The sequence below is a fragment of the Exiguobacterium profundum genome (genome assembly GCF_042652865.1).
GTDB lineage: Bacteria > Bacillota > Bacilli > Exiguobacteriales > Exiguobacteriaceae > Exiguobacterium > Exiguobacterium profundum.
Map to the genome: position 1 here is coordinate 98,900 of NZ_JBHSHG010000001.1, position 25,071 is coordinate 123,970.

Sequence of the window (25,071 nt, forward strand, 5' to 3'; positions counted from 1 at the left end):
AATTAACGCTTCAGGAGTAGCAGCGAGGTGCTACGGTGAATGAAGAAGGGGAAACCTGAACGGCAGTAAGTATAACTATGGAAGAAACAAAACGATATTGCGCTGGGTGCGGCGTAGCCATCCAAACGGAAGACCCGAACGGGGTCGGCTATGCACCGAAATCGGCACTTGACCGTGAGATTGTCATTTGCCAACGTTGCTTCAAATTGAAGCACTATAACCAAGTTCAAGATGTGGAGTTATCAGATGATGACTTCTTGCGCATCTTGAATGGTATCAGTTCAAAAGAAGCACTCGTCATCAAAATCGTCGACATTTTCGACTTCAATGGCAGTTGGCTTCCGGGTCTTCAACGCTCAGTCGGATCGAACCCGGTACTGTTAGTCGGAAACAAGGTCGACTTGTTACCGAAGTCGGTCAACCCGAACCGGATGGCGAACTGGATGAAGGCAGAGGCAAAAGAACTCGGCTTGAACCCAATCGACGTTCATTTGATCAGTGCGAAAAAAGGACATGGCATCGATGAACTCGCTGAAAAGATTGAGTACTACCGCAAAGGCAAAGACGTCTTTGTCGTCGGTTGTACGAATGTCGGGAAGTCGACACTCATCAACCAGGTGATCAAACGTTTCGGTGAAGAGGATGAAGCCATCATCACCGTCAGTCATTTCCCGGGAACGACGCTTGACTTGATCGACATTCCGCTCGACGATGATGCGAACTTGTACGACACACCAGGAATCATCAACCGTCATCAAATGGCACACTATGTCGATGCGAAAGATTTGAAGACGATCACACCGAAGAAAGAAATCAAGCCGCACGTGTTCCAGTTGAATCCGCAGCAGACGCTCTATTTCGGCGGATTGGCACGTTTAGATTATCTTGAAGGAAATAAGCGATCGTTCGTCATTTATATGTCGAATGAATTGAAAGCACACCGTACGAAACTCGAACGTGCCGATGAGCTCTATGACCAACATATTGGGAAGATGCTCAACCCGCCGAATGAGAAGACACTCGAAATCTTACCGCCACTCGTCCGTCATGAGTTCAGCTTACGGGACGGCGTGAAAACGGATATCGTGTTCAGTGGTCTCGGTTGGGTCGCGATTCACGGAAAAGGTGGCCGTATCGCAGCATGGGCTCCAAAAGGCGTCGCAGTCACACTTCGCGAGGCGCTCGTATGAATCTGGCCGTCATCGGTCACCCGATTGCTCATTCGCTCTCTCCCCAACTGCACGAGCAGTGGTTGAGGGCGTCTGGGCTTTTCGGGCGTTATGAGGCCATCGATGCCACACCAGATCAACTCCCAGCCTTATTTGCGGCAATGCGAGAAGGGGACTGGGATGGATTCAATGTCACGATTCCCTATAAAGAGGTGGTCGTTCGGTATCTCGATGACCTTGACGAAGCGGCGAAACATGCTGGAGCCGTCAATACGGTGTATAAACGAGACGGGCGACTTATCGGGACGAATACGGACGGGGCAGGTCTTGTCCAAGCGCTGATGCCATACACAGACTTTACAGGGCGTGTCCTGATTGTCGGTGCCGGAGGAGCGGCTCGGGGGATTGTCCAAGCTCTCCCGACGCGTGACGTGACGATTGTCAATCGAACTGTGGAACGGGCAAAAGCGCTCGCCGACACGTTCGGAGTCGTCTACACGACGTTTGATGAGATGGACGTCTCTCGATTTGATGTCATCATTCAGACCACTTCTGTCGGGATGGACGAGAGATCGACACCACTTTCATTGGAAGGATTACGACAAAACACGGTCGTTTGTGATATCATATATCGTCCACTTGTCACCCCGATGCTTCAAGAAGCGAAACGTCGCGGAGCCAAAGTTGTGACAGGTGTAGCCATGTTCGTCGGGCAGGGCGCGCTCTCGTTCGAGAAATGGACGGGCGTGAAACCGGACGAAACCGTTGGAAAAAAGTTAATCGAAGGATTATTGGAGGAATAATATACTATGTTATCAGGTAAACAAAAACGCTTTTTACGCGCAGAAGCGCACCATCTTTCACCAATCTATCAAGTTGGGAAAAATGGAGTCAGCGAAGCGATGTGTAAAGATATCGCGGACGCACTCGAGAAACGTGAATTGATTAAAGTTCAAGTACTTCAAAACTGCATGGACACGCCTAAAGATGTCGCTGGTGAGTTAGCTGAAGGCACACAGGCTGAAGTCGTTCAAGTGATTGGAAAAGTCATCGTCTTGTACAAAGAGGCGACCGAGAAAGAAAATCGCCAAATCAAACTCCCATGAGCCGGATCGGCTTGATGGGCGGAACGTTCGACCCGCCGCATCTCGGACATCTGTTAATCGCGGAACAAGCGCGTGAACAGCTTGAACTTGATGAGGTGTGGTTCCTGCCGGCTGCGATTCCACCACATAAGGTCGGATTCAGCTCGGCAGACCACCGAATCGAGATGACGCGACGCGCCATACAAAATCAGTCCGACTTCAAGTTGAACTTGATTGAGTTTGAACGGAGTGAGCCGTCTTATACGGTCGAGACGATGAAACGGCTGATCGAACAGTATCCGAATGATGAATTCTACTTTTTGATTGGTGCCGATTCACTCGTTTCGCTCGAATCCTGGTATGACTATGAGACGCTCATCCGTCTTGTCACGTTCGGTGCGGTCGCACGGCCAGGGACACGTTATTTGATTCCGGAGAAAGCAGACGTCCACGCGATTGACATGCCGCAACTCGAGATTTCATCGACGGACATCCGGGAACGGGCGAAACGAGGCAAATCCATCAAATATCTTGTCCCGACGCCAGTCGAGGAGTATGTGAAGGAGCATAAGTTGTATGACGTTTGAAGAAGCGCACGAGTTGATTAAACAGACGCTGCCAGAAAAACGCTATATCCATACGCTCGGTGTCGTCGAGACGGCGGAACGCATGGCGATTCAATTCGGTGAAGAGGTCGAACAGGCTCGTCTTGCTGCCATGCTTCATGATTATGCGAAGTACTTTGACGTCGAAGAAATGCGTCGAGTCGTCGTGGAAGAAGGGTTAGACCCGAATCTACTTGAGTACGGGGACGAACTACTTCATGCGCCGGTCGGTGCGATTTTACTTTCCCGTCAATACGACCTGGATGACGCGGTGCTCTCGGCGATTCGGAATCATACGACGGGAGAGCCCGGGATGTCTCGGCTCGACCAAATTCTGTTCGTGGCGGATGCCATCGAACCGAATCGGAATTATCCCGGCGTCGACCGGTTGCGGGCAGAAGTGGAGCGTTCGCTCGAAGCGGCGGTTGTCGCGACACTGAAACAAACGATTGAATTTTTATTGAAGAAGTCGGTGCGTATTTTTCCACTGACGATTGAAACGTATAACGATTTTGTGAATATACCTTAGGAGGGTCAATATGACTGCAAGAGAAGAATTAGAATTGATTGTTAAAGCGGCTGACGATAAACGTGCCGAGGAAATCGTTGTACTCGACATGGAAGGGATTTCGCCAATCGCAGATTACTTCGTTATCTGTCACGGGAACTCGGAGAAGCAAGTCGAAGCGATCGCACGTGAAATCAAAGACGTTGCTGGCGAAAACGGCTTACCGCTCCACAAGTTCGAAGGAATGGACACGGCACGTTGGGTCCTCGCTGACCTTGAAAACGTCGTCGTCCACATCTTCCATCGTGATGACCGTGATTACTACAACCTAGAGAAATTGTGGGCTGACGCGCCACACGTCGAAGTGGAAGTCGGCTAATGGCTTACGAAGGATTCGCCTATGTATACGACGAGTTGATGAAAGACGCGCCGTATGATGAGTGGGTCGCTTTCGTGCGTCGTCACGTCCAAGATGGCGCGACACTCGCGGATGTCGGGTGCGGGACCGGGTCGGCGACGATTCGCCTCGCTGAACATTACGATGTCATGGGGATCGACTTATCCGAGTCGATGCTCGAAGTCGCACAAGAAAAGGCGCTCGAGGCCGAAATCGAGTTGCCGCTTTGGGAACAAGATATGCGTGAGTTGGAGTTACCGGAACCGGTCGATGCGGTGACGATTCTTTGCGACTCCCTTTGCTATTTGCGAGACGAGGCGGACGTGATTGATACGTTTGAATCTGTCTACAATCAACTCAAACCAGGCGGCTTGTTCATCTTTGATGTCCATGCTCCGAACAAGATGCAGACGCTCTTCAACCAAAAGACGTATGCGTCAAACGGAGAAGATTGCTCATATATTTGGTTTGCCGACCCGGGAGAAGCCCCGCTGTCGGTCGTTCATGACTTAACGTTCTTCGTCGCGCTTGAAGATGGGACGTATGAACGAATTGAGGAGACACATGAACAACGGACGTATGAACCAGGGCAGTACATGCAATGGTTGATTGGTGCCGGTTTCCATGTCAAATCGGTCACCTCTGATTTCACCGAACATGCACCAGGAGCGGATGCCGAGCGCATCTTCTTCGTTGCCCAAAAATAAGCAAATCCCCGATTCTGACGAATCGGGGATTTTTGTCGTTATGCTTCGTGGCTGAACTGCCACTGGACGCCGAACTGGTCTTCGAGCATGCCGTACGCCTTGCTCCAAAACGTCTCTTGAAGCGGCATCAAGACATGTCCGTTCACAGAGAGCGCCTCGAACTCACGATGGATGGCCTCGAGGTCGTCTGTGACGACAGCGAGCGTGACATTGTCCCCGAATGTGACCGGTCCGTCAGGCATCGCATCAGAAAACATGAGCGATGAGCCGTGAACCGAGAGTCGGGTATGCAGCACAAGATTGGCCATTTCACTCGGCACCGGTTGACCGTCTGGACCAGGTTGATCACCGAACGTCATAATGTCTGGAGCGGCGTGGGTGAACACATCGGCATAAAAGGTTACGGCGTCTCGACAATTCCCATTAAAGTTGAGATACGGATTGATCGGCATAGCAAGTTCCTCCTCGAATTCATAATATTAATTATAGAACGTATGTTCGTAAATAGCAAGAGAGTCCAACTAAATTCAATTGTGTGGTTGAACACGATTGAGAGTTGGGAATAGAGCATATAGAGAACAAACTAGACGAAAGAAGGCGAAGCATCATGAAGCTCACGAAAGGACGTATCCTCGAATTTGGATTCGTCTTGTTCATGGCGATCATACTTATCACATCAATCATTGAAGAATCATGGTTCGATGCGAGTGTAGCGGGGGCCGGAATCATTTCTGGGCTCATCCCGTTCTTCATTGAAAAGACGTTTAAAACAGAACTCGATGGCAAGATGAAGGTGGCGTATATCCTGTTCTTGTTTGCCTCCCAGTATTTAGGATCGATTGTCGGACTATACGGGAATGGATGGTGGGACACGTTCCTTCATCTCTTAAGCGGAATCTTTCTCGCATTCCTTGGATTCGACTTCTTCAGTAGGCTCGATGATGACATTCGGACCGAGATCCCGAAACGATTTTTGTTCGTATACATTGTCGTCTTTTCCATGGCTGGGGCGGCGCTTTGGGAGATGTATGAATTCACATCTGACGTCGTCCTGAACACGACGATGCAAGGGAACGGGAATGACGATACGATGGTCGACATCATCGCGGGGTCCCTAGGCGGTATCTTGGCAGCATTTTTCGTCGTGACGCTCCATCAACGTGAAAAATCCAAACAAAAGAGACATATGAAAAAAAGTTCGTGATTCACGAGCTTTTTATTTGTAATCATTCTAATCTTTGATTAATATCAATATTGTAATGATTATAAATAATGGGAGGCAATCATATGGATCAACACCGTCAACTAACTACTAACCAAGGCGTACCAATCGGGGATAACGCCAACTCCATCACTGCGGGTCGTCGGGGCCCGACGCTTCTCGAAGACTACCAACTAATTGAGAAATTAGCGCATTTCGATCGTGAACGAGTACCAGAACGTGTCGTTCACGCGAGAGGCGCAGGGGCGCATGGTGTCTTCACTGTAAAAAATAGTATGAAACGCTATACGAAAGCCGCATTCTTGCAAGAAGAAGGGCAAGAGACGCCTGTGTTTGCGCGCTTCTCGACCGTCATCCACGGATTAGGTTCACCGGAGACGCTTCGTGACCCACGCGGTTTCGCCGTCAAGTTTTACACGGAAGAAGGGAACTATGATTTCGTCGGAAACAACTTACCGGTCTTCTTCATCCGTGACGCGATTAAATTCCCGGACGTGATTCACTCGCTCAAGCCGGACCCACAAACGAATCTTCAAGACCCGGACCGCTTCTTCGACTTCATGTCGCTCACACCGGAATCAACGAACATGCTCGTGCATCTCTTCAGTGACGAGGGAATCCCAGCATCGTATCGCCACATGCGAGGGTCATCCGTCCATTCCTTCAAGTGGGTGAATGAATTCGGCAACACGGTGTACATAAAGATGCGCTGGGTACCGAAGCAAGGGATTCAAAACTTGTCGATGGAAGAAGCGGCGAAAATCCAAGCAGAAGACTTCAACCATGCGACACGTGATCTGTTCAACGCCATTGAAAATGGAGACTATCCGGAATGGGATCTATATGTACAGATTCTCGACCCAGCGGACATGGACAACTTTGACTTCGACCCGCTCGATGCGACGAAAGATTGGTTCGAAGATGTCATCCCGTATCAATTGGTTGGAACGATGACCCTCAACAAAAATGTCGATAACTTCTTCGCCGAGACTGAGTCTGTCGGTTTCAACCCAGGCGTCCTCGTACCAGGGATCCAGCCGTCAGAAGACAAGATGCTCCAAGGACGACTCTTCTCGTATTCGGATACGCAACGTTACCGCATCGGACCGAACTATCTCCAACTCCCGATCAATTGCCCGTTCGCTCAAGTCGCGAACAACCAGCGTGACGGGGCGATGCCGTTCAAGCAACAGACGAGCCCGGTCAACTACGAGCCGAACCGTTACGAAGACGCACCGAAGCCGAATGCGGACTATATCGAGACGCCGCAACCGATCACAGGCGTGACGGGTCGTCAGAAGATTGAGAAGACGAACGACTTCGGTCAAGCCGGAGAGGTATATCGTCGCTACTCTCAGGAAGAGAAGGATGCACTCGTTCGTAACCTCGTGGCGCATATCAAAGAAGTTCGTCACGAGAAGACCGTTCTCCTCTTGATCTGCAACTTCTATCGTGCGGACCGTGAACTCGGAGAGCGTCTCTCGAAAGAGTTGAACGTCGATCTCGCACCATTCTTGAATCAAATGTCGAACTAAACACGTAACCGCGGTCTTACACCGCGGTTTTTTTCTATGCGAAAAGACGCCTCTCTCGTGGAGAAACGTCTCGTTCGTCATAGTTATTCCCCGACCATCCCGTCACCGTCTCGGTCGTCCATGTATTGATACAGCCAATGGTCACGCGTGATCGGCATCTCGAATCCGGCGTTCTTTGCTTCTTTGATTGTCACTTGTCCGTTTCCGTCAAGGTCGATATCGGATAATTCCCGTTCCTCGACTGGTTCCGTCGTCACTGCAGGAGGGGAATCATCCGTCAATCCGAGCGATTCGTTCACTTCCTCCGGATCCACGTTATCATACGTATCGGTGACCGTATTGCCCCGTACGGTATACGTGTATTGGTAGCGGGAAGGAATCTGAGTCGTCGTGTTCGGATAGGTGATGATGGCTTCGAAGTCTTTCGCCCCGCCAGCCTTCCGGATGACATCTTCCATGAATGCCTGGTCGCCGTAACGGTTGAGTGCGCTGTTTTGTGGCGTGATGTTATAGGCGTTCGAGACACCGCCAAGTGAATCGGCGATGATATGGCCTTCGTCGAGGTTAGGGTCTTCGACACCCGGAACTTTCGCCTCGTCTGCATAATAGCGTCCTGAAGAATTGACGTCTTCGGTCTCGTCGTTTTGAAGAATGATCTCATCAGCAATCACGCGAACCAGTTGACCGTGTTCGTTCGTGAACGCCCAGTACTCTCGGTCGCCAAAGCCGATATCAACGACGACATTCGCCTCCCGTGTGCCGGACTGATCGCCGCCATCGACCTCGATCGTTGTATAGCCTTCAAATACATCGCCTTCAGATTTAGGGGGCTCGGTGGTTTGTTCCTCTTGTACAGGTTCCTTTTCCACTGTTTCTTCGGTTGACGTCGACGTCGAGACACTCACGTCGGCATCCGTGCAGCCTGAGAGGAATAGCACCCCAAGTAGGAATGGGATGTAAAATGGTATTCTTTTCATCTATATCGCTCCTTATTCGAAGTTACGCTATCGTATTTACTATGTAGCTTATAATGATAGCATAAGAAAACGAAATGTGAGCGTCCTCCCTTCAAAATGTGCCCGATGGATTCCTCTCATTTGTGGATTCAGATAGCTTATGCCAAGATTGAAAAAAAGGGGGAAGAACGTATGAACGAAGTGATTGAGACCTTATTGAACCACCGTTCCGTCCGCGATTTTACGGACGAGAAATTGACAGACAAACAAATCCAGACCATCGTCGAGAGCGCACAACGGGCATCGACGTCTAGCTTTATCCAGGCCTACTCCATCATTGGGGTGACCGATGAAGCGAAAAAGAAACGACTCGCTGAGATTGCGGGCAACCAGAATTACGTGGTCGAGAACGGTCACTTCTTCGTCTTTTGTGCGGATTTGCATCGCCATGAGGTGATTGGTGAACTGCAAGAAACAGAAGTGTCCGCAACACTTGAGACCGATGAGAAACTGCTTGTCGCTGTGATCGACGCTGCACTTGCCTCACAAAATGCGGCAGTGGCGGCAGAGTCGATGGGGCTCGGAGTCTGCTATATCGGTGGCATTCGGAACGACCTCTTTGCGGTGAAAGAAGTGCTCGCATTGCCGGAACGGGTCATTCCGCTCTTTGGCATGGCCGTCGGTGTACCGGCTTCAGTCGAAGATCAAAAGCCCCGTCTACCGTTCCATCATATCTACCATGAGAACGCATACGAGGCGAATCCAGAACGGATCAAACAGTCACTTTCGGATTACGACGCGTTGATCCATGATTACTACATGGTCCGGGGATCGAATCCGCGTAAAGACACGTGGACTGGCCAAATGGGACGCATGTTGTCGAAATCGACACGTCTTGACGTCAAAGACTTTTTGAAAGCACAAGGCTATTTGAAGCAATAAGATAAACCGCCGACAACTCTTTGTCGGCGGTTTTGTCATGTTCAATTCAATTGGGCGTCGAGCCAATTCTTGTCGATGGCACCAAATTGCTTCGCGATGATCACACCCGATTCATCGAGCACATACGTCGTCGGCATCGCTTGAATCCGATACGCATCTCCGACTTGGCCGTCACGGTCATAGACGACGGTAAATGCGTCTTCATACGGTTCGACGAACGAGACGGCATCGGCGGGGTCGCGTTCACTCGTCGTCGTGTTGACGGCGACGATGGTCACGTCATCTCGCTCTTTCGCGAACGCCGCCATATCCGGCATCTCCGCCCGACAAGGCGGGCACCAGGACGCCCAAAAGTTGACGACGACGCGCTGACCACGTAGTGAAGTTAAGTCGAATGTACTCCCATCGGTTCGCTGTAATTCGAACGAAGGGGGAATTTGCCCGATGTTCAAACCGGTCGACGCCGTCTCTGTCGTGACAGATTGTGTCGCTTTCTCTGGCAGGACAGCATTCACGACCGCGAGAACGACCAGGACTCCGACACTAATTTGAATCACTTTCTTTGAAGGGCGGGCGAGATAGACCGTCAATCCGAAGAGGACGAGGGCGATGACAATCATCCACCATTGAATCTGTCCGACCGCATATGACTTAAATAGCCAGATGCCGGATGCACCGCATACTGTCCAAAGAATGTTTCCACGAGTCGGTTCATGCATCCAGCGCCACGTCGTTCCGAGTAGCAGAAAAATGAGCATGGCGCTCCATAGATGAATCGGCTGGTCGGAAAGGTTCAAAATCGTCCCGTATACTGGAACCGCGAGTGTCATCCCGAACCAAATGAGGAGTCCGCTCAGCACCCAATACCCTAAAAGGTTCCGGTCGAGTCGATAGACGAACCAAAGGACGACAGCAGCCGCAATCCATTGAGACCATACGCCTCCTGTGGCGTAAAGAGCGAGCGATAGGTCACGTGTCGTCAACAGACCGATGACGATGGCGCTTCCTTTCCAGGCAAGAAAACCATAGAACCATGTCCCGATGACCGCTTCACGCTGTTTACTCGACAATCCGAGAAAGCGGAAGATGCCGTAAAGGACGGCAAGGCTTAGTAAAAAGATGAGTAAATCGAAACGAATGTTGAGTGGACCGATGGCGACCACGTCTTTCCCTCCTAAACAAAAGGCGCCCCTCTCGAAGCGGGCGCCATATTCATAGTCAGTATAGCATTACTTGATTTGTTGAGCGTTCAAGACAGTCTTCATCGCGCCGTAGCCACCGAGGATATTGTGGATATCTTTGTAGCCGAGCGATTGAAGGACACTTGCCGCCATGCGTGAGCGGACGCCTGACGCACAATGCACCGCAATCGTTTGGTCTGTCGGAAGACCTTCGTGGTCACGTGCGAGCTTACCGAGCAAGATACGTTCTGCCTTTTCGTAATGGCTCGCGTTCCATTCTGTCGCGTTTCGAACGTCGAGGACGAACACGTCACCTTTTTCAGCAGCTTCAATCGCTTCTTCTGCCGTCACGTCCGTATACGTTTCCGTCAAAAGTGATGCATCGAGTTCTTCGACTGGGACGATGAAGCGAAGACGGTCGAGACCGATTGATTGGAGGTCTGTTTGTACTTGATCGACGTTTTCTGCACTTGCGATAACCGTGATGTCTTTGTCGAAGTTGACGAGCCAGCCTGCCCAAGAAACGAACTTGTTGTTGTAAGGGATGTTGATTGTCCCTGGTACGTGACCATTTGCGAAATCTTCACCTTTACGTGTATCGACGACCTGTGTCTCTTCGACGAGTGTATCGAGCCGGTCCGACCCGACGACTTCAGGACGAGCGATGTCCGTCGTCTCTTGAATGCCTTCTTTGTTTACTTTCTTCATCATGGCGAAGTAGTTCGGCGGTTCTGGTTGATCCGTCGTCAATTCTTTGATGAAGGCATCTTTGTCCGTCATTTGAAGCGCCCAGTTCGTCGCTTTCTCGTAACCGACCGTCGATGTGGGGATCGCACCGAGTGCTTTCCCGCAAGCACTACCTGCGCCGTGTCCTGGCCAGACTTGAACGAAGTCAGGAAGTGCCATGAATTTTTTGAGTGAATCAAACATTTGTTCCGCACCGATTGCCGTCGTTCCTTTCACACCGGCTGCTTCTTCGAGAAGGTCAGGTCGACCGATATCTCCGACGAAGACGAAGTCTCCTGTGAAGATCCCCATCGGTTGTGTCTGGTTGCGGTCATAAAGAAGGAACGAAATATGTTCCGGTGTATGACCAGGTGTGTGCATGACTTCGAGTGTCACGTTTCCGATCTTGAACGTGTCGCCTTCTTTGACGAGTTGTGCGTCGATTTCTTTCGCGAATGCATACTTCCAAGAAGCATCACCTTCGTCTGATAGATAGGCTTTCGAACCTGTGCGCTTCGCGAGTTCGAGTGAACCGGACACAAAGTCCGCATGGATATGCGTCTCTGCCGTTGCGACGATGTTCATGCCTTCTTTTTTCGCTTCTTGAAGATAAGGCTCGATGTTACGGGCCGGATCGATGACGATCGCTTCTCCCGTCATTTGGCAACCGACCATATATGAAGCTTGTGCTAGTTTCTCATCATAAAAATAACGTAATAGCATATAAATTTCCCCCTATGAGTAAAGTAATCGTTTATTCGACTTCGCCTTGCCAGCTCATCATCCCACCGTCGACGTTCGTGACGTCGAATCCGAGTGAGTCAAGATAAGCAGATGCGTTCATGCTGCGTCCACCGGCTGCGCAAATGACGTGAATCGGTTTAGAGCGATCGAGCTCATCGACTTTTGCCCCGAATTCAGAAAGTGGTACGTTTTTCGCTTGTTTGATGTGACCTCCAGCATATTCATCCACCTCTCGTACATCGATGAGGTTGAGTGAGTCGTCAGCTTGAAGTAACGCTTCTAATTCAGTAGTCGTAATCGTCTTCATGAGTCTTTGATCTCCTTTTCATGGTTAAGGTTTTTGGCAACGAGAATGTTTCGTTGGCTTTAATATACCCCCTAAGGTATAATGGGCGCAAGTGAAAAGAATTGGAGGGGAAAATATGAAGAGGATTTCCTTATTTGTTGGGATTTTGGTTTTAATGGCGATTTTTATCTTTGTAATCACATCAGGAAAGGATGAAATTACGAAAATTGACGTTAAAACTCTACAAAACAAATTGGAAAACGAGGAAATAACGCTTCTTGACGTAAGAGAAGCGTCTGAATACGAGGGGGGGCATATCGAAGGGGCAGTGAACGCACCACTTTCTTCATTAGATGCAAACCAACTGTCGTATCCGAAAGACGAACCAATCTACGTCATTTGTCGAAGCGGTAACCGAAGTGCCCAGGCGGCTAGTCAATTACAGGCTGCTGGCTATACGGAAATCTATGACATATCAGGCGGAATGATGGCTTGGGAATCGATTGAATAAGTAGAGAATACGAGAGCAAATGGAGGAGTTTATATGGAGTTCGGGTTTATCATTACAATTTTTCTAATTGGATTTATCGGGTCGTTTATTTCAGGGATGGTCGGGATTGGTGGATCGATCATCAAGTATCCGATGTTGTTATACATTCCACCGATTCTAGGGTTTGCCGCTTTTAGCGCGCACGAAGTATCCGGAATTAGTGCCATTCAAGTCTTCTTTGCGACAATCGGTGGGATTTATGCCTATCGTAAAGGTGGATACTTAAACAAGCAGTTGATTCTCTACATGGGGGTGTCGGTATTAATTGGTAGCTTCATCGGTGGATACGGATCGACGATTCTTTCGGAAACGATGATCAATGTCGTCTATGCCGTACTCGCAACGATTGCCACCATCATGATGTTCTTGCCGAAGCCGAAAGTGGACGACATGCCGCTTGATCAAGTACAGTTCAACAAAGTGATTGCAGCAAGTTCAGCATTCGTCGTGGGAATTGCGGCAGGAATCGTCGGGGCAGCGGGAGCCTTCATTCTCATGCCGATCATGCTTGTCGTCTTACGCATCCCGACGAAGATGGCGATTGCGAGTTCCCTCGCCATCACCTTCATCTCGTCGATTGGCTCGACGTTCGGTAAAATCATCACCGATCAAATTGTCTGGGGTCCGGCCATCATTATGATTATCGCGAGCCTGATTGCCGCTCCAATCGGGGCGAATGTCGGGAAGAATATGAATACGAAAGCACTCCAATGGATTTTAGCGCTACTCATCTTAGCGAGTACCATCAAAATTTGGAGCGACTTAATCGCATGAAAAAATCACGACGCCTATTTTCTGGCGTCGTGATTTTTTACGTTACTTCGTAATGAAATAATAGAGAAGACCAAGTCCGATGAACGAGACAGGGAGCAAGATGATGTAGAGCCAAGATACCATCGACCAGCTCTTCTTTTGGCTGTACGTGGAGCGGTCTTTCCCGAGCCCGACCATGATGGTGAATATGAGTGCAATCAAACAAACGAGCAATGCTAATCCGATTGTGAGAGCCATAATATCACATCCTTCTTAAATGCTGTCACCTTCATCATATCGCATACAGTTGGGAGACTTTTGACAGAATGTTGAGGTTGTGTGACAAAGGTGAGGGAGAAGCGTCACACAAATCGAAATGCGTAAGAAAAAACCCTTTTGATTTTACGGAATCAAAAGGGTTTGATTGTTTATTCTGCAAACGTTTTACTGCGGAACATAAATGCCGTGATGAGATAGAAGGCGATGATATGAAGGGCGACATAGAAAATCGAGAAGCCCATCGTCGCGTCCATCGCTTTCATAAACTCTGGGTTGACGTCATAGATGGAAAGGTCTGTATGCAAGAAGACAATCCATTTCGCAAGCTCAGGTTTCCAAGCGACAAGAAGACCGCCGATGATACTTGAGGCGAAGTTTGCGAGTACCGTGAAACCGATGACGACGCCGACCGACTTGAAGACGACCGAGAACATGAGCGTCAAGAAGATGATGAAGATCGGTCCGCTCACACTGATGAGGATCGGACCGACGACATCCCATGTGACAGAGCCGTCTAACGTGAGTGAGAACCCGAACGCGACGACCAAGATAAAGACGAATTGGAGCAACATGACGAGGACGGCCATGACGAGCTTCGACAATAAGATGCGGTCGCGAGAGTACGGGCTCATCAACAGGTGTTTCAACGTATCAAATTTCAATTCGTTCCCGACCATCTCTGCCGTAAAGACAATCGTAAAGATACTCAAGAAAGCGATGGCACCCATCGTTGAAAATTCAAAGAACGATGCCGCTTCTGGTGTCCCTTCACCACTGGCCAATACAGCGTATACGATGAGGATGATTGCCGTATACACGCCTAGGGCGACGTATGGTTTAATCGTACGACGCCATTTCATCCATTCATTGCTGAGTAATGAACGCATTGTTCGTACCTCCTTCTTTTTTCGTCAATTTCAAGAATTGTTCTTCGAGCGACTCGTGTTTCATGCCAATCTGATAGACGGCGATATCGCGCTCGATTAATTGTTTCAGTAAGACCGGAATGTCTGTCTCTTGACGCGGTACGATAAACGACTCGGCAGACTGCTGGACGATTTTCACATCATCGAAGGCGAGTGCTGCGACGTCAAGTGCCTCGTTCATCTGCTCCTTGGCAACTTTACAGAGGATGACGCTGTCAGCCTTCGTCTGTCCGTCTTCCACTGACTTGATTTGTCCTTGGTCAATGATTGCGAAACGGTCGGTGATCAATTCCATCTCGCTCAATAAATGGCTCGAGATAAGGATGGCGATTCCGCGGTGGTCCGCAAGATGGCGTAAGTAATTCCGAAGGTCGGCGATACCGGCTGGGTCAAGACCGTTCGTCGGCTCATCTAAGATGAGCACTTTTGGGTTATGCAACAAGGCACGGGCAATCCCGAGGCGCTGTTTCATCCCGAGTGAGTACTGTTTGACTTTCATATCGAGCTTTCCGTCGAGTCCGACGAGGGCACCGAGTGCATTCAAGTCGACTTTTTTCAAGTTCGGAATCAAGTTCATCGCATGAATCAAGTTTTCCCGGCCCGTCATGTACGGATAGAATGCAGGATTCTCGACGATGGCCCCGATTCGGCTGAGCGCTTCTTGGCGGTTGTTCGCCACGTCATACCCATCGACTGTCACGGTCCCGTGCGTCGCAGGCATGAGGCCTGTGATGATTCGAATAGTTGTCGTCTTCCCGGCGCCGTTCGGTCCGAGGAATCCGAAAATTTCTCCTGGAACGACGTCAAAGCTGACATTTGTCAATACCGTTGCTTTTCCCATCTTTTTATGGACATTTTGTACGGATAACATGTGGTCACCTAGCTTTCTGTTAAGAGTAATAGTGTAATGCCTACACTCCCTATTACGGGGCTGTTTGAAATAAGGTTTCATCTTTTTTTGAAATTGTTGAAACAAATACATCAAGACACAATTTATCGATAAGCAAAACTTATTGAAATAGTATGGACGAATTGTGAATTTGTAAGGGTCTTTCTGCGACGAAAGGTGTAGTATGAAGTTGAGCGTAAGAGGCAAGATTTGGTTTTGTTCACCAGGGTAGGAGAAAGGTGAACTGCTTCGGGCTACATGTTAAAATGAAAGCGTTCACAGATTGAACGTTTAGGAATGGATAAGGGGGATTTATTCAATGGGAGAGTCGTCGAATGTTCACGAGAAATCGCAAGCATTTTATGGTCCTAACTTAGGCTACATCATTGAACTGTACGAACAATATTTGGAAGACCCATCATCGGTCGATGAAGAAACACGTCGATATTTTGACGAATTTGGGGCACCGGAAACGTCGTCACCGACAGAAGTGCCGGTCTCGGGTCCATCGTTTGATTTAGAGAAGGTCGTCTCGGCGACACGGCTCATCAACGACATCCGTGCTTTCGGTCATAAAGCAGCTGATATTTATCCACTAAAAGATCACCCGCGCGAGCAGGAACTATTCGAACTGTCACGCTATGATTTGACAGAAGAAGACTTAAAACAAATTCCGGCCCGCCTTTTATCAGACGATGCACCAAAACCAAACGCGAGCGCCTTAGAACTATTCCGTCACTTGCTTGACGTGTATACAGGAACGGTCGCCATCGAACTTCGTCATTTAGATGACATGGAAGAGAAGAAGTGGATCCGTCGTCAAGTCGAACAAGGGGCGTTACAGCAAACCTTCTCGAAAGAAGAAAAAGTCGAGTTGTTCAAACGTTTGGCTGAAACCGAACTGTTTGAATCATTCCTTCATAAAACATACGTCGGACAAAAACGCTTCTCAATCGAAGGATTGGATGCGATGGTGCCACTTCTCGATGCGATGGTCGGAGGCCTCATTTCGAGCGGTTCGGAACATATCAATATCGGAATGGCCCACCGTGGACGTTTGAACGTACTTGCCCATGTTCTCGGCAAACCGTACGAGATGATTTTTGCGGAGTTCCAACACGCGCCGAACAAAGAATTGATTCCATCTGAAGGGTCAATCGGCATCAACTTCGGTTGGTCAGGCGATGTGAAATATCACCTCGGTCTTGACCGGAAAGTGGTCGAACAGCAAAAAGAAGTCCGTCTCAACTTGGCGAACAACCCGAGTCACCTCGAGTTCGTCGGGTCGGTCGTCGAAGGATATACACGTGCCGCACAAGATGACCGTTCTGAAAAAGGATCGGCTGTACAGCACGACGATTTGGCAGCCTCAATCTTGATCCACGGAGATGCGGCCTTCCCAGGACAAGGTATCGTCGCGGAGACACTCAACATGACAAACTTGACGGGTTACCGTACAGGTGGGACGGTTCACGTCATCGCCAACAACACAATCGGTTTCACAACGGACCCGAACGATTCGCGGTCGACGCGTTATGCAAGTGATATCGCCAAAGGCTACGAGATTCCAGTCTTCCATGTCAATGCGGATGATCCGGAGGCATGTGTTGCCGTCGCGAAGTTGATTAGTGAGTATCGTGCCAAGTTCCATAAAGATATCTTAGTCGACTTGATCGGGTACCGTCGTTACGGTCACAATGAAATGGACGAACCGATGAACACGAACCCGGTCCTTTACAAAGCCATCAAAGGACACCAGTCTGTCCGTCACGTCTATGCCGCACGACTTGAGGAAGAAGGCGTCATGACGAAAGATGAGAAAACGCAAATCGAACAAAAAATCGAACAAGCCTTGAAGGCGGCACGTGATCTCGTTCCTTCTGAAGAAGAAGATGCAGACATCGTGTTACCGGATGCGGTCCATAAAGGATTCCCGAAAGTCGACACGAGCGTCGAACGAGAATTCCTCACGCAATTGAATGAAGAGTTATTGAACTGGCCGGAAGGCTTTGGTGTCTTCCATAAGCTTCAAAAAGTACTCGACCGTCGCCGTGACGCGTTCAGCGAAGGTGGGAAAATTGACTGGGGTCATGCGGAAACGCTCGCCTTCGCGTCAATTCTTTCAGATGGTACGCCGGTCCGCTTGAGCGGTCAAGATTCAGAGCGCGGAACGTTCGCCCAACGGAACATCATGTTGAACGATGTCGAGTCAGGTAAGAAATTCTCGCCACTCCATGAGTTGTCGACGGCGAAAGCATCATTCTCGGTCTATAACAGCCCGCTCTCAGAAGGTTCGGTGCTAGGATTTGAATATGGCTATAACGTATTCGCACAAGATACACTCGTCCTATGGGAAGCGCAATACGGTGACTTCGCGAACTCGGCACAAGTCATGTTCGACCAGTTCATCTCGGCGGGACGCGCGAAATGGGGTCAAAAATCAGGCCTCGTCATGCTCTTGCCGCACGGTTACGAAGGACAAGGGCCGGAGCACTCAAGTGCACGTATGGAACGCTACTTGACACTTGCCGGGGAGAAAAACTGGACAGTTGCAAACCTTTCGTCTGCGGCACAATACTTCCATATTCTCCGTCGTCAAGCAGAGATGCTCGGGAAAGAAGAGATTCGTCCGATGATCATCATGACACCGAAGAGTCTGCTTCGTCACCCGCTCGCCACGTCACCAGTCGAGGCGTTTACGGAAGAGAGCTTTAAACCAATCGTCGAACAGCCAGGTCTCGGGGAGAACACAGAGAAAGTCGAACGTCTTGTTTTCTGCACAGGGAAAATGGCGATCGATCTCGCGGAAGCAGTCGGCAAGTCAGAAGAGTCACTCGACTTCTTGCATATCGTCCGTGTCGAAGAAATTTACCCGTTCCCGGTTCGTGAGATTCGTGATGTCATCAGTCGTTATCCGAACGCGCGTGAAATCGTCTGGGTTCAAGAAGAACCGAAAAACATGGGGGCTTGGACATATATCGAGCCTCGTTTAGAAGCGGTCACAACGAACCGACTCGATGTCCGTTATATCGGCCGTCGCCGTCGTTCGAGTCCGGCTGAAGGGAATCCGACAGCTCATAAACAAGAACAAGCACGCATCATCCGTGAAGCACTCTCTCGTGACGTCGTCTCGAGCGCTGCAGGCACGAGCACATATCAAAAAGATCGTAAATAAGTTAAGGGGGAACTCATTGTGATCGAAATCAAAGTACCGGAATTAGCAGAGTCCATTACGGAAGGAACGGTCGCGACATGGCTCAAACAGCCAGGCGACCAAGTCGAAAAAGGGGAAGCGATCGTCGAGCTCGAGACAGATAAAGTCAATATCGAAGTCCCGGCTGACGAAGCGGGTGTGTTAGAAGAACAACTTGCCGGAGAAGGGGACACGGTTCAAGTCGGTGAAGTTATCGCACGTCTCGGTTCAGGTTCTGGTGGCGGAACGGCTGTCGCGACGAAGACGAAGACGGAAAACGCGACAGAAACGAAAACAGAAGCACCGACTGAGAAAAAGACAGAGTCTATTGAAGAAGGCAAGAAAGTCGAGAAACGTGAAGAGCACGTGGCGAGCCCGGGTAAAGGACCAATCGCGACACCTGCTGCACGCAAGCTCGCTCGAGAGAAAGGTATCGACCTTTCAGCTGTCCAAACGAACGATCCAATCGGTCGCATCAACGTCCATGACGTTTCAAAACATGAAGACAAACCAGCCGTGAAAGAGCAGAAACCAGCGGCAGCAGCTCCGGCACCACAACCGGCAGCGAGTGGGAAAGAAGAAGAGCGCATCAAAATGACACGTCGTCGTCAAACGATTGCGAACCGCCTCGTCGAAGTGCAACAGACGGCAGCGATGCTCACAACGTTCAACGAAATCGATATGTCGGCGGTCATGGCACTTCGTAAACGTCGCCAAGAGAAGTTCGTGAAAGACAACGATGTTAAACTCGGCTTCATGTCGTTCTTCACGAAAGCAGCAGTGGCAGCTCTCAAGCGGATGCCTTACTTGAACGCTGAAATCCAAGGCAACGAAATCGTCTTGAAGAAATATTATGATATCGGGATTGCCGTCTCGGCTCCAGATGGTCTCGTCGTTCCGGTCGTCCGTGAAGCGGACCGCAAAAACTTCGGGGAAATCGAGAAAGATATCCTTCACCTCGCGGACAAAGCGCGTAACAACAAGCTCGGGTTGAGTGATTTGACAGGTGGTACGTTCACGATCACAAACGGTGGCGTGTTCGGTTCACTCCTCTCAACACCAATCTTGAACGGACCGCAAGTCGCTATCCTTGGGATGCACTCGATTCAACTCCGTCCAGTCGCCATCGATGCGGATACAATGGAGAACCGTCCGATGATGTACGTGGCACTCTCGTATGATCACCGAATCGTAGATGGTCGTGAGGCTGTGACATTCCTCAAGCACATCAAAGACATGATTGAAGATCCAGAACAATTGTTGTTCGAAGCGTAAGAACAGGAAGTACTCGCTCCTATTTAGGGGCGAGTGCTTTTTTATGTCAGGTTTTTTTGTTGAGTAAATATTTATGATGAAAATCAACGAGAAAAGACAATCGCGTCGATGCGATGCATCTGATCACCCATCAAAAAGTCTTGGCGACAGAAAAAGCGGGTGCCATCTCGATGACACATGAAAATCTGAAAGAGGTTCGTGACTATTTGGAGTTGTTGCGCGACAAGAATAAAATCAAAAACGATGACTATCTTCAACTCTGCGGAATCCTTGAACGATGGGGACAAGCTATCTTCGATGAAATCGATAAAGAACAGGACGTATTGTTAGAGGAAATGTATGATGTCATTGAATTCTTGAACGGACTGGCGACACGTGCAGAAGAAAGTCGTGGATACGGAAACGGAAGAATAAGCAAAAGGAGTTCATCATGAACTCCTTTTTGCATGGGGAAACGATGTCATGAGAGCGACTCATGGAAGGAAAGTTGGTGTTTCCCGTTCGCTTTTGACCGATATAACGCTTCGTCCGCTTGTTCGATAGCGATGTGCGGTGGTTCCGGTGGACTCCAAATGGACGCCCCGATACTAGCCCCGACTTTTACCGATACGATGTCTAGCGTAATCGGCTCAGAAATCATCTCGATGAGTGTGTTTCCGACCTCCCGAACCTGTTGGGTCGAGCGCTCAGTCCTTGGGAACATGAGGAAGAACTCATCTCCGCTCAATCGGACGGGGTAAACCTCCTCGATGGGGAGCGCCCGTAACCGGTGTGCGACCTCGACCAATACCTCGTCCCCGACCGCATGACCATATGTATCATTCACCGCCTTGAAGCCGTCGAGATCGAGATAAAAGAAGACGTACGGTTCTTGCGAGGTGTGTAGTTGATTCAGCTGTTCACGTAGGGCGACCCGGTTTGAAAGACCGGTCAGTGCGTCACGGTTTGCTAGTTTTTCAAAGTGTACCCGTTCCGACTCTGACTCCGTAAGGGAGGTGACGAGCGATTCGAGCGCGAAAGCGAGCGACTCAATCTCTTCGATTCCTGATTGATGGGGGAATGTGTTCGCTTTTCCTTGTTCCATGAGCGAAGCCGTTTCGGTGATTCGCTTCAACGGTCTCGTCACGATCGAAGCGAGTAGCCAACCGAGTACAGCCGTCACAAGTGAGGCCAATAAACCAATCCATAGAATTCTCGTTTCAAGTGTCTCGACTGGTGCAAACGCGACTGCCGTCGGCTGACGGACGACGACCTGCCAACCAAGTCCAGGATATTCATCATATCCTTTTCCGATTGACATGCCTGTCAGATAGTCTTGACCGTCATCCCACTCTTTCACGGAAGCGCCTTCTGTAAAGGATACAGGGAGTGGTTTTCCGACCATGTCGTCTGGACCGAGGAGCACGACACTGTCTCGTTCACTGATGACGAATAAATCCGTATCATCGACTTGTTCATGAAGCGTTCGATTGAAATGTTCGAGTACTTCTTTCCCCCAGGCCCAGCTTAAATGAGTGGCAAGTACCCCTTGAAACGAGCCGTCCTGGAAAAGCGGGACACTGATATCGACGAATTGGAGCGGTTCTCCCGTCGGATTCGGCAATAATTCAGCTAAGAGAACTGCCTCGTGGACATCTCCGATAAATGGGGAATCTTGCGCTTCAAGATAAACCGGTCGTTCCGCAATCGATGCCCCTTCGAGAATCCCGTTCGTCGAAGCGACGACGGTCCCGTCCGCATCCGTGACGCCCATCCAAGAGAAGGCGGGGATGTTTGATTGGACTTGGTCGAGGAGTCGACGTGTCTCGTCTCGGTCTTCTAAATCGAGGCCTTGTAAGAGTTGGACTTCTTGATAGCGTGACCACATATAAAAATCGAGTTTGTCCGCCAATTGATGTGATGTCGTCGAGAGGCGTTCCCCGATTTCTTTCTCGAGCGCGTCAGATGCCCGGTGACTGATGAGGGAAGTGAGTGCGATCGTCAGTAAAAAGACGAGCGTGGCAATGCTGAGCGCCAAAATGAGTCCGAGGCGCATCGTAAAAGACTTGATCATGCGTAAATAAACCTCCTAAAGCTTGAATTAAAGAGAATTATGAAAAACGAGTCGATATCATGATAGGAAGAAGAGCTTCCGCTATAATGAAAGACGAGTCGAAAATAGATAGAGGTGAAGAGAATGAAAAAGAATCAATTGTTGGTCATCTTGACCATCGTCGCGGTCGCATTAATCGCATTGGTGTTCGTCTTACTCAACCAAGATGAGTCGACGACAGCTGAGCGTGGCGATCACGTCTCGATTGAAGGACAACCGACACTCGGAAACCCGGACGCAAAAGTATCGGTCGTCGAGTTCGGAGATTACAAGTGTCCTTCGTGTAAACAGTGGGGTGAAACGATTTACCCGCAACTGAAAGCGGATTATCTCGACAAGGAAGACGTCAGCTTCAGCTATATTAACGTCTTGTTCCACGGACAAGAATCGATCTTGGCATCCCTCGCTTCTGAGTCGGTATACGAGCAAGACCCTGAGTCGTTCTGGAAGTTCCATAAGGCGCTCTACGATGCGCAACCGGAATCACAACAACATGACAATGCGTGGGTGACCGTCGAGAAGCTGAAAGAAATCGCAGGCGAGACGACATCGGTCGACTTGGCGAAGTTTGAGCAAGACCTTGGGGAAGAATCGACCGTACTTGAAAAAGTCAGTACGGATGACGGTCTTGTAAAAGAGAACGGTGTTCAATTCACCCCGTCCATCATGATCAACGGCGTGATGCTCGAAGACCCGTTCGATTACGAAAAAATCCAAGAGCTGATCGAGCAGGATTTGTAAGATGAAATCATTTCTCGAAAAGTATGGGTTATACCTCGCTTGGCTCGTCTCGTTGACGGCGACGCTCGGCAGTCTCTACTTCAGTGAGATTCGGGAGTTCGTGCCATGTGAGCTATGTTGGATTCAACGTATCTTTATGTATCCGCTGACCATCCTCTTGGGAATTGCCGTCTTCACGGACGATCGGGCGGTTCGGAAATATGTGTTACCGCTTACTATCATAGGCGGTTTCGTATCACTTTACCATTACTTGGTACAGAAAGTGCCAGGTTTTGCAGAAATTCAACCTTGTGCACAAGGAGTTCCGTGTAGCGGTCAATACATTAACTGGCTCGGGTTCATCACGATCCCGTTCCTCGCATTGACGGCTTTCACGCTCATCACAATCCTCATGTGGAACGTCAAAAAGCGATAAGGAGTTGGCACGTGTGAAGAAATGGTGGATGATTGGTTTGACGACGATGCTCATCGTCCTAGCAGGATGTGGTCAAGAGATTGAGGATCCGCTCAACTGGGAAGTCGAATCGTTCGAATATACGAATCAAGATGAAGAAATGGTCAGTCTTGACGATTTAAAAGGGAAAGTGTGGATGGCGGATTTCGTTTTTACAAGCTGTGAGACAGTCTGTCCACCGATGACATACAATATGACAAAGCTGAATGAAGCGCTTGAAGAAGAGGGCGTCGAAGACGTGCAATTCGTTTCCTTCAGCGTCGACCCGACGGTGGACACTCCGGAGAAGATGAAAGAGTTTATGAGTGGCTATGACCTTGCGAAAGCAGATTGGCAGTTCCTCTCAGGCTACTCGCAAGACGAGATTGAAACGTTTGCCCAACAGAACTTCAAGGCGCTCGTCCGGAAGCCTGACGAAGGTACACAAGTCGACCACGGCACGTATTTCTATTTGGTCGACCAGGAAGGAAAAATCATCAAGGCGTATCCTGGTTTCCAAAACGTTCCGACCGAAGACATCATCAACGACATTAAAATCTTGCAAAAATCTTAACCGAAGACCTGCTCCACCAAACACGGGTGGGCAGGTCTTTTTGGTTTAAGAGACCTGCTATAATGGAATAAGCAGAATGCTCAATGAAGAGCACGCCATTTTTTGAAAGATAGGCGAATCAATATACTTTCTCGTATTGAAACGGCGAAGGCACGCTATAATCAATTCAACGAACTATTAGAAAAGAGGATCTACATGAAAAAGACGATGTTGCTCTCATTGGTTGGAATGGCGGCTGTCACCGGAACGATTCTGACACAGTACAAACCACTTGGACGAAAGCCGAAATCGCTTCAATCTCCGAACCGGATCAATGGAAAGTTCCGTAATCAATATGAGACACCGATGAACTTCTCTGCGCAAGACATGGTGTCGATGGCGCGCGACTATCGTGATGTGACGTCACTGCGTAAGCCTACCGAACGTCTTCCGATCGTGCCAATCGATTTTGAGGAGAAGACGGGCTCGAGCTTCACAAGAATCTATTGGCTCGGTCATTCGGCGCTCATGGTACAAATGGACGGGAAGACGATGCTCGTCGATCCGATGTTTGGACGTAGCCCATCCCCACTCCCGTTCGCTAAAAACGAACGCTTCAGTGAAGACTTGCCGTTCGAACTCGAGGACTTGCCCGAAATCGATGTCGTCTTATTGACGCATGACCATTACGACCATCTCGATTATGGAACGATTCTTGCCATCAAAGACAAGGTCGCCATGTTCATCGTACCGCTCGGGGTAGGGAGTCATTTGAAACGATGGGGTGTCGGGGCAGAACGAATCGTAGAACGGGATTGGGGCGAGTCGTATGCGTTCGGGTCGTGGACATTCGTCTGTACGCCGGCGCGTCACTTCTCCGGTCGCTCGTTGACGGACCGCAACAGCACACTCTGGGCATCATGGGTCGTCCTCGGTGAGACGGACCGACTCTTCTTCAGTGGGGATAGTGGCTACGCTCCGCATTTCAAGATGATTGGCGAACAGTACGGGCCGTTTGATTTTGCCGCACTTGAATGCGGGCAATATGACGTGCGCTGGCCAGACGTCCATATGCAACCGGAAGAGACCGCGCAAGCGTTTCACGATTTACGGGCCGACCAAATGATGCCGATCCATTGGGGGGCGTTCACGCTGTCGTTCCACGATTGGTTCGACCCAGCGGAACAGATGGCGTCTCTTTTACCGAAAGAAGTCGTCCTCACTCCGAAGATTGGGGAGCGGATCACGCTCGACGGTCGGAATGATACGACGACGTGGTGGCGAGAGCTCGAAGACGCAAACAAGCGATGACCTCGGTCACCGC

At 49.7% G+C, this 25,071-nt stretch carries 28 protein-coding genes; 19 read left to right on the forward strand and 9 right to left on the reverse strand.

Going from position 1 to position 25,071, the window contains the following annotated elements; genetic code table 11:
* The first annotated feature begins 77 nt into the window (after positions 1–77).
* Genes yqeH through ACFO4U_RS00550 form a run of 7 tightly spaced genes read left to right on the forward strand, consistent with a single transcriptional unit; the run spans position 78 to position 4,471 of the window.
* Positions 78–1,190 (forward strand): ribosome biogenesis GTPase YqeH, encoded by a 1,113-nt coding sequence (yqeH, locus tag ACFO4U_RS00520; RefSeq protein WP_015880995.1) that lies wholly within the window; start codon positions 78–80, stop codon positions 1,188–1,190.
* On the forward strand, positions 1,187–1,972 hold the full coding sequence (aroE, locus tag ACFO4U_RS00525; RefSeq protein ID WP_215244150.1) for a shikimate dehydrogenase: 786 nt from the start codon (positions 1,187–1,189) through the stop codon (positions 1,970–1,972). The genes yqeH and aroE overlap by 4 nt, the downstream gene beginning before the upstream one ends.
* 6 nt (positions 1,973–1,978) lie before the next feature.
* Positions 1,979–2,275 (forward strand): ribosome assembly RNA-binding protein YhbY, encoded by a 297-nt coding sequence (gene yhbY, locus ACFO4U_RS00530; protein ID WP_015880997.1) that lies wholly within the window; start codon positions 1,979–1,981, stop codon positions 2,273–2,275.
* Positions 2,272–2,841: a nicotinate-nucleotide adenylyltransferase gene (locus ACFO4U_RS00535; protein ID WP_074037631.1), complete on the forward strand. Its 570-nt coding sequence runs from the start codon at positions 2,272–2,274 to the stop codon at positions 2,839–2,841. Before yhbY ends, ACFO4U_RS00535 begins: the two co-directional genes overlap by 4 nt.
* On the forward strand, positions 2,831–3,388 hold the full coding sequence (yqeK, locus tag ACFO4U_RS00540; protein ID WP_215244149.1) for a bis(5'-nucleosyl)-tetraphosphatase (symmetrical) YqeK: 558 nt from the start codon (positions 2,831–2,833) through the stop codon (positions 3,386–3,388). The genes ACFO4U_RS00535 and yqeK overlap by 11 nt, the downstream gene beginning before the upstream one ends.
* A 10-nt stretch (positions 3,389–3,398) precedes the next feature.
* Positions 3,399–3,746: a ribosome silencing factor gene (rsfS, locus tag ACFO4U_RS00545; protein ID WP_015881000.1), complete on the forward strand. Its 348-nt coding sequence runs from the start codon at positions 3,399–3,401 to the stop codon at positions 3,744–3,746.
* Positions 3,746–4,471: a class I SAM-dependent DNA methyltransferase gene (locus ACFO4U_RS00550; protein WP_047795583.1), complete on the forward strand. Its 726-nt coding sequence runs from the start codon at positions 3,746–3,748 to the stop codon at positions 4,469–4,471. The genes rsfS and ACFO4U_RS00550 overlap by 1 nt, the downstream gene beginning before the upstream one ends.
* A 38-nt stretch (positions 4,472–4,509) precedes the next feature.
* Here the strand turns inward: ACFO4U_RS00550 and ACFO4U_RS00555 are convergent, their stop codons facing one another.
* Complete coding sequence (locus tag ACFO4U_RS00555) at positions 4,510–4,923, reverse strand: VOC family protein (RefSeq protein WP_215244148.1); 414 nt, start codon at positions 4,921–4,923, stop codon at positions 4,510–4,512.
* A gap of 155 nt (positions 4,924–5,078) precedes the next feature.
* Here ACFO4U_RS00555 and ACFO4U_RS00560 point away from each other — a divergent pair, with 155 nt between their 5' ends.
* The gene (locus ACFO4U_RS00560) at positions 5,079–5,675 is read left to right on the forward strand and encodes a DUF2238 domain-containing protein (RefSeq protein ID WP_074037627.1); all 597 of its coding nucleotides are present in this window, start codon (positions 5,079–5,081) and stop codon (positions 5,673–5,675) included.
* An 83-nt stretch (positions 5,676–5,758) separates the two neighbouring features.
* The gene (locus ACFO4U_RS00565) at positions 5,759–7,228 is read left to right on the forward strand and encodes a catalase (protein WP_031421259.1); all 1,470 of its coding nucleotides are present in this window, start codon (positions 5,759–5,761) and stop codon (positions 7,226–7,228) included.
* Between the two features lie 83 nt (positions 7,229–7,311).
* On the opposite strand, the gene ACFO4U_RS00570 is transcribed toward ACFO4U_RS00565, so the two are convergent.
* Positions 7,312–8,205, reverse strand: coding sequence for a DNA/RNA non-specific endonuclease (locus ACFO4U_RS00570; protein ID WP_215244147.1), 894 nt, complete (start codon positions 8,203–8,205; stop codon positions 7,312–7,314).
* 171 nt (positions 8,206–8,376) lie between these two features.
* On the opposite strand from ACFO4U_RS00570, the gene nfsA reads away from it, so the two are divergent.
* A complete protein-coding gene (gene nfsA / locus ACFO4U_RS00575) occupies positions 8,377–9,126 on the forward strand; it encodes an oxygen-insensitive NADPH nitroreductase (RefSeq protein ID WP_159561910.1) in 750 nt (249 codons plus the stop codon).
* 41 nt (positions 9,127–9,167) lie between these two features.
* Here nfsA and ACFO4U_RS00580 read toward each other — a convergent pair whose 3' ends face one another.
* The 3 genes from ACFO4U_RS00580 to ACFO4U_RS00590 form a co-directional block, all read right to left on the reverse strand.
* A complete protein-coding gene (locus ACFO4U_RS00580) occupies positions 9,168–10,289 on the reverse strand; it encodes a TlpA family protein disulfide reductase (RefSeq protein ID WP_159561911.1) in 1,122 nt (373 codons plus the stop codon).
* Between the two features lie 66 nt (positions 10,290–10,355).
* The gene (locus ACFO4U_RS00585; protein WP_196431451.1) at positions 10,356–11,756 is read right to left on the reverse strand and encodes an MBL fold metallo-hydrolase; all 1,401 of its coding nucleotides are present in this window, start codon (positions 11,754–11,756) and stop codon (positions 10,356–10,358) included.
* Between the two features lie 31 nt (positions 11,757–11,787).
* Positions 11,788–12,084, reverse strand: a complete 297-nt coding sequence (locus tag ACFO4U_RS00590; RefSeq protein ID WP_015881009.1) for a rhodanese-like domain-containing protein — start codon at positions 12,082–12,084, stop codon at positions 11,788–11,790.
* A 115-nt stretch (positions 12,085–12,199) separates the two neighbouring features.
* Between ACFO4U_RS00590 and ACFO4U_RS00595 the strand changes: the two genes are divergently transcribed.
* Positions 12,200–12,574 carry a rhodanese-like domain-containing protein gene (locus tag ACFO4U_RS00595; RefSeq protein ID WP_251125222.1) on the forward strand — a complete coding sequence of 125 codons (375 nt, stop codon included), beginning with the start codon at positions 12,200–12,202 and terminating at the stop codon, positions 12,572–12,574.
* A gap of 33 nt (positions 12,575–12,607) precedes the next feature.
* On the forward strand, positions 12,608–13,387 hold the full coding sequence (locus tag ACFO4U_RS00600) for a sulfite exporter TauE/SafE family protein (RefSeq protein ID WP_074032693.1): 780 nt from the start codon (positions 12,608–12,610) through the stop codon (positions 13,385–13,387).
* A gap of 42 nt (positions 13,388–13,429) precedes the next feature.
* On the opposite strand, the gene ACFO4U_RS00605 is transcribed toward ACFO4U_RS00600, so the two are convergent.
* From ACFO4U_RS00605 to ACFO4U_RS00615, 3 genes are all read right to left on the reverse strand, one after another.
* The gene (locus ACFO4U_RS00605; protein WP_214696058.1) at positions 13,430–13,624 is read right to left on the reverse strand and encodes a hypothetical protein; all 195 of its coding nucleotides are present in this window, start codon (positions 13,622–13,624) and stop codon (positions 13,430–13,432) included.
* A gap of 170 nt (positions 13,625–13,794) precedes the next feature.
* Positions 13,795–14,532: an ABC transporter permease gene (locus tag ACFO4U_RS00610; protein ID WP_215244146.1), complete on the reverse strand. Its 738-nt coding sequence runs from the start codon at positions 14,530–14,532 to the stop codon at positions 13,795–13,797.
* Entirely contained in the window at positions 14,510–15,442 is a 933-nt protein-coding gene (locus ACFO4U_RS00615; protein ID WP_074037619.1) for an ABC transporter ATP-binding protein, read from the reverse strand. The genes ACFO4U_RS00610 and ACFO4U_RS00615 overlap by 23 nt, the downstream gene beginning before the upstream one ends.
* Positions 15,443–15,779: 337 nt before the next feature.
* Between ACFO4U_RS00615 and ACFO4U_RS00620 the strand changes: the two genes are divergently transcribed.
* The 3 genes from ACFO4U_RS00620 to ACFO4U_RS00630 all read left to right on the forward strand — a co-directional run bounded on the left by ACFO4U_RS00620 (position 15,780) and on the right by ACFO4U_RS00630 (position 20,362).
* On the forward strand, positions 15,780–18,635 hold the full coding sequence (locus ACFO4U_RS00620; RefSeq protein WP_215244145.1) for a 2-oxoglutarate dehydrogenase E1 component: 2,856 nt from the start codon (positions 15,780–15,782) through the stop codon (positions 18,633–18,635).
* A gap of 18 nt (positions 18,636–18,653) precedes the next feature.
* Positions 18,654–19,928: a 2-oxoglutarate dehydrogenase complex dihydrolipoyllysine-residue succinyltransferase gene (gene odhB / locus ACFO4U_RS00625; RefSeq protein ID WP_215244144.1), complete on the forward strand. Its 1,275-nt coding sequence runs from the start codon at positions 18,654–18,656 to the stop codon at positions 19,926–19,928.
* Between the two features lie 113 nt (positions 19,929–20,041).
* The gene (locus tag ACFO4U_RS00630) at positions 20,042–20,362 is read left to right on the forward strand and encodes a DUF6241 domain-containing protein (protein ID WP_215244143.1); all 321 of its coding nucleotides are present in this window, start codon (positions 20,042–20,044) and stop codon (positions 20,360–20,362) included.
* 26 nt (positions 20,363–20,388) lie between these two features.
* On the opposite strand, the gene ACFO4U_RS00635 is transcribed toward ACFO4U_RS00630, so the two are convergent.
* Complete coding sequence (locus ACFO4U_RS00635; protein ID WP_215244142.1) at positions 20,389–21,981, reverse strand: sensor domain-containing diguanylate cyclase; 1,593 nt, start codon at positions 21,979–21,981, stop codon at positions 20,389–20,391.
* A 123-nt stretch (positions 21,982–22,104) separates the two neighbouring features.
* Between ACFO4U_RS00635 and ACFO4U_RS00640 the strand changes: the two genes are divergently transcribed.
* The 4 genes from ACFO4U_RS00640 (at position 22,105) to ACFO4U_RS00655 (ending at position 25,058) form a co-directional block, all read left to right on the forward strand.
* Entirely contained in the window at positions 22,105–22,761 is a 657-nt protein-coding gene (locus ACFO4U_RS00640; protein ID WP_074037614.1) for a DsbA family protein, read from the forward strand.
* Position 22,762: 1 nt separating this feature from the next.
* Positions 22,763–23,176: a disulfide oxidoreductase gene (locus tag ACFO4U_RS00645; RefSeq protein WP_047795569.1), complete on the forward strand. Its 414-nt coding sequence runs from the start codon at positions 22,763–22,765 to the stop codon at positions 23,174–23,176.
* 13 nt (positions 23,177–23,189) lie between these two features.
* The gene (locus ACFO4U_RS00650; protein ID WP_031421282.1) at positions 23,190–23,768 is read left to right on the forward strand and encodes an SCO family protein; all 579 of its coding nucleotides are present in this window, start codon (positions 23,190–23,192) and stop codon (positions 23,766–23,768) included.
* A gap of 195 nt (positions 23,769–23,963) precedes the next feature.
* Positions 23,964–25,058 (forward strand): MBL fold metallo-hydrolase, encoded by a 1,095-nt coding sequence (locus ACFO4U_RS00655; RefSeq protein WP_215244141.1) that lies wholly within the window; start codon positions 23,964–23,966, stop codon positions 25,056–25,058.
* The last annotated feature ends 13 nt before the right edge of the window (positions 25,059–25,071 follow it).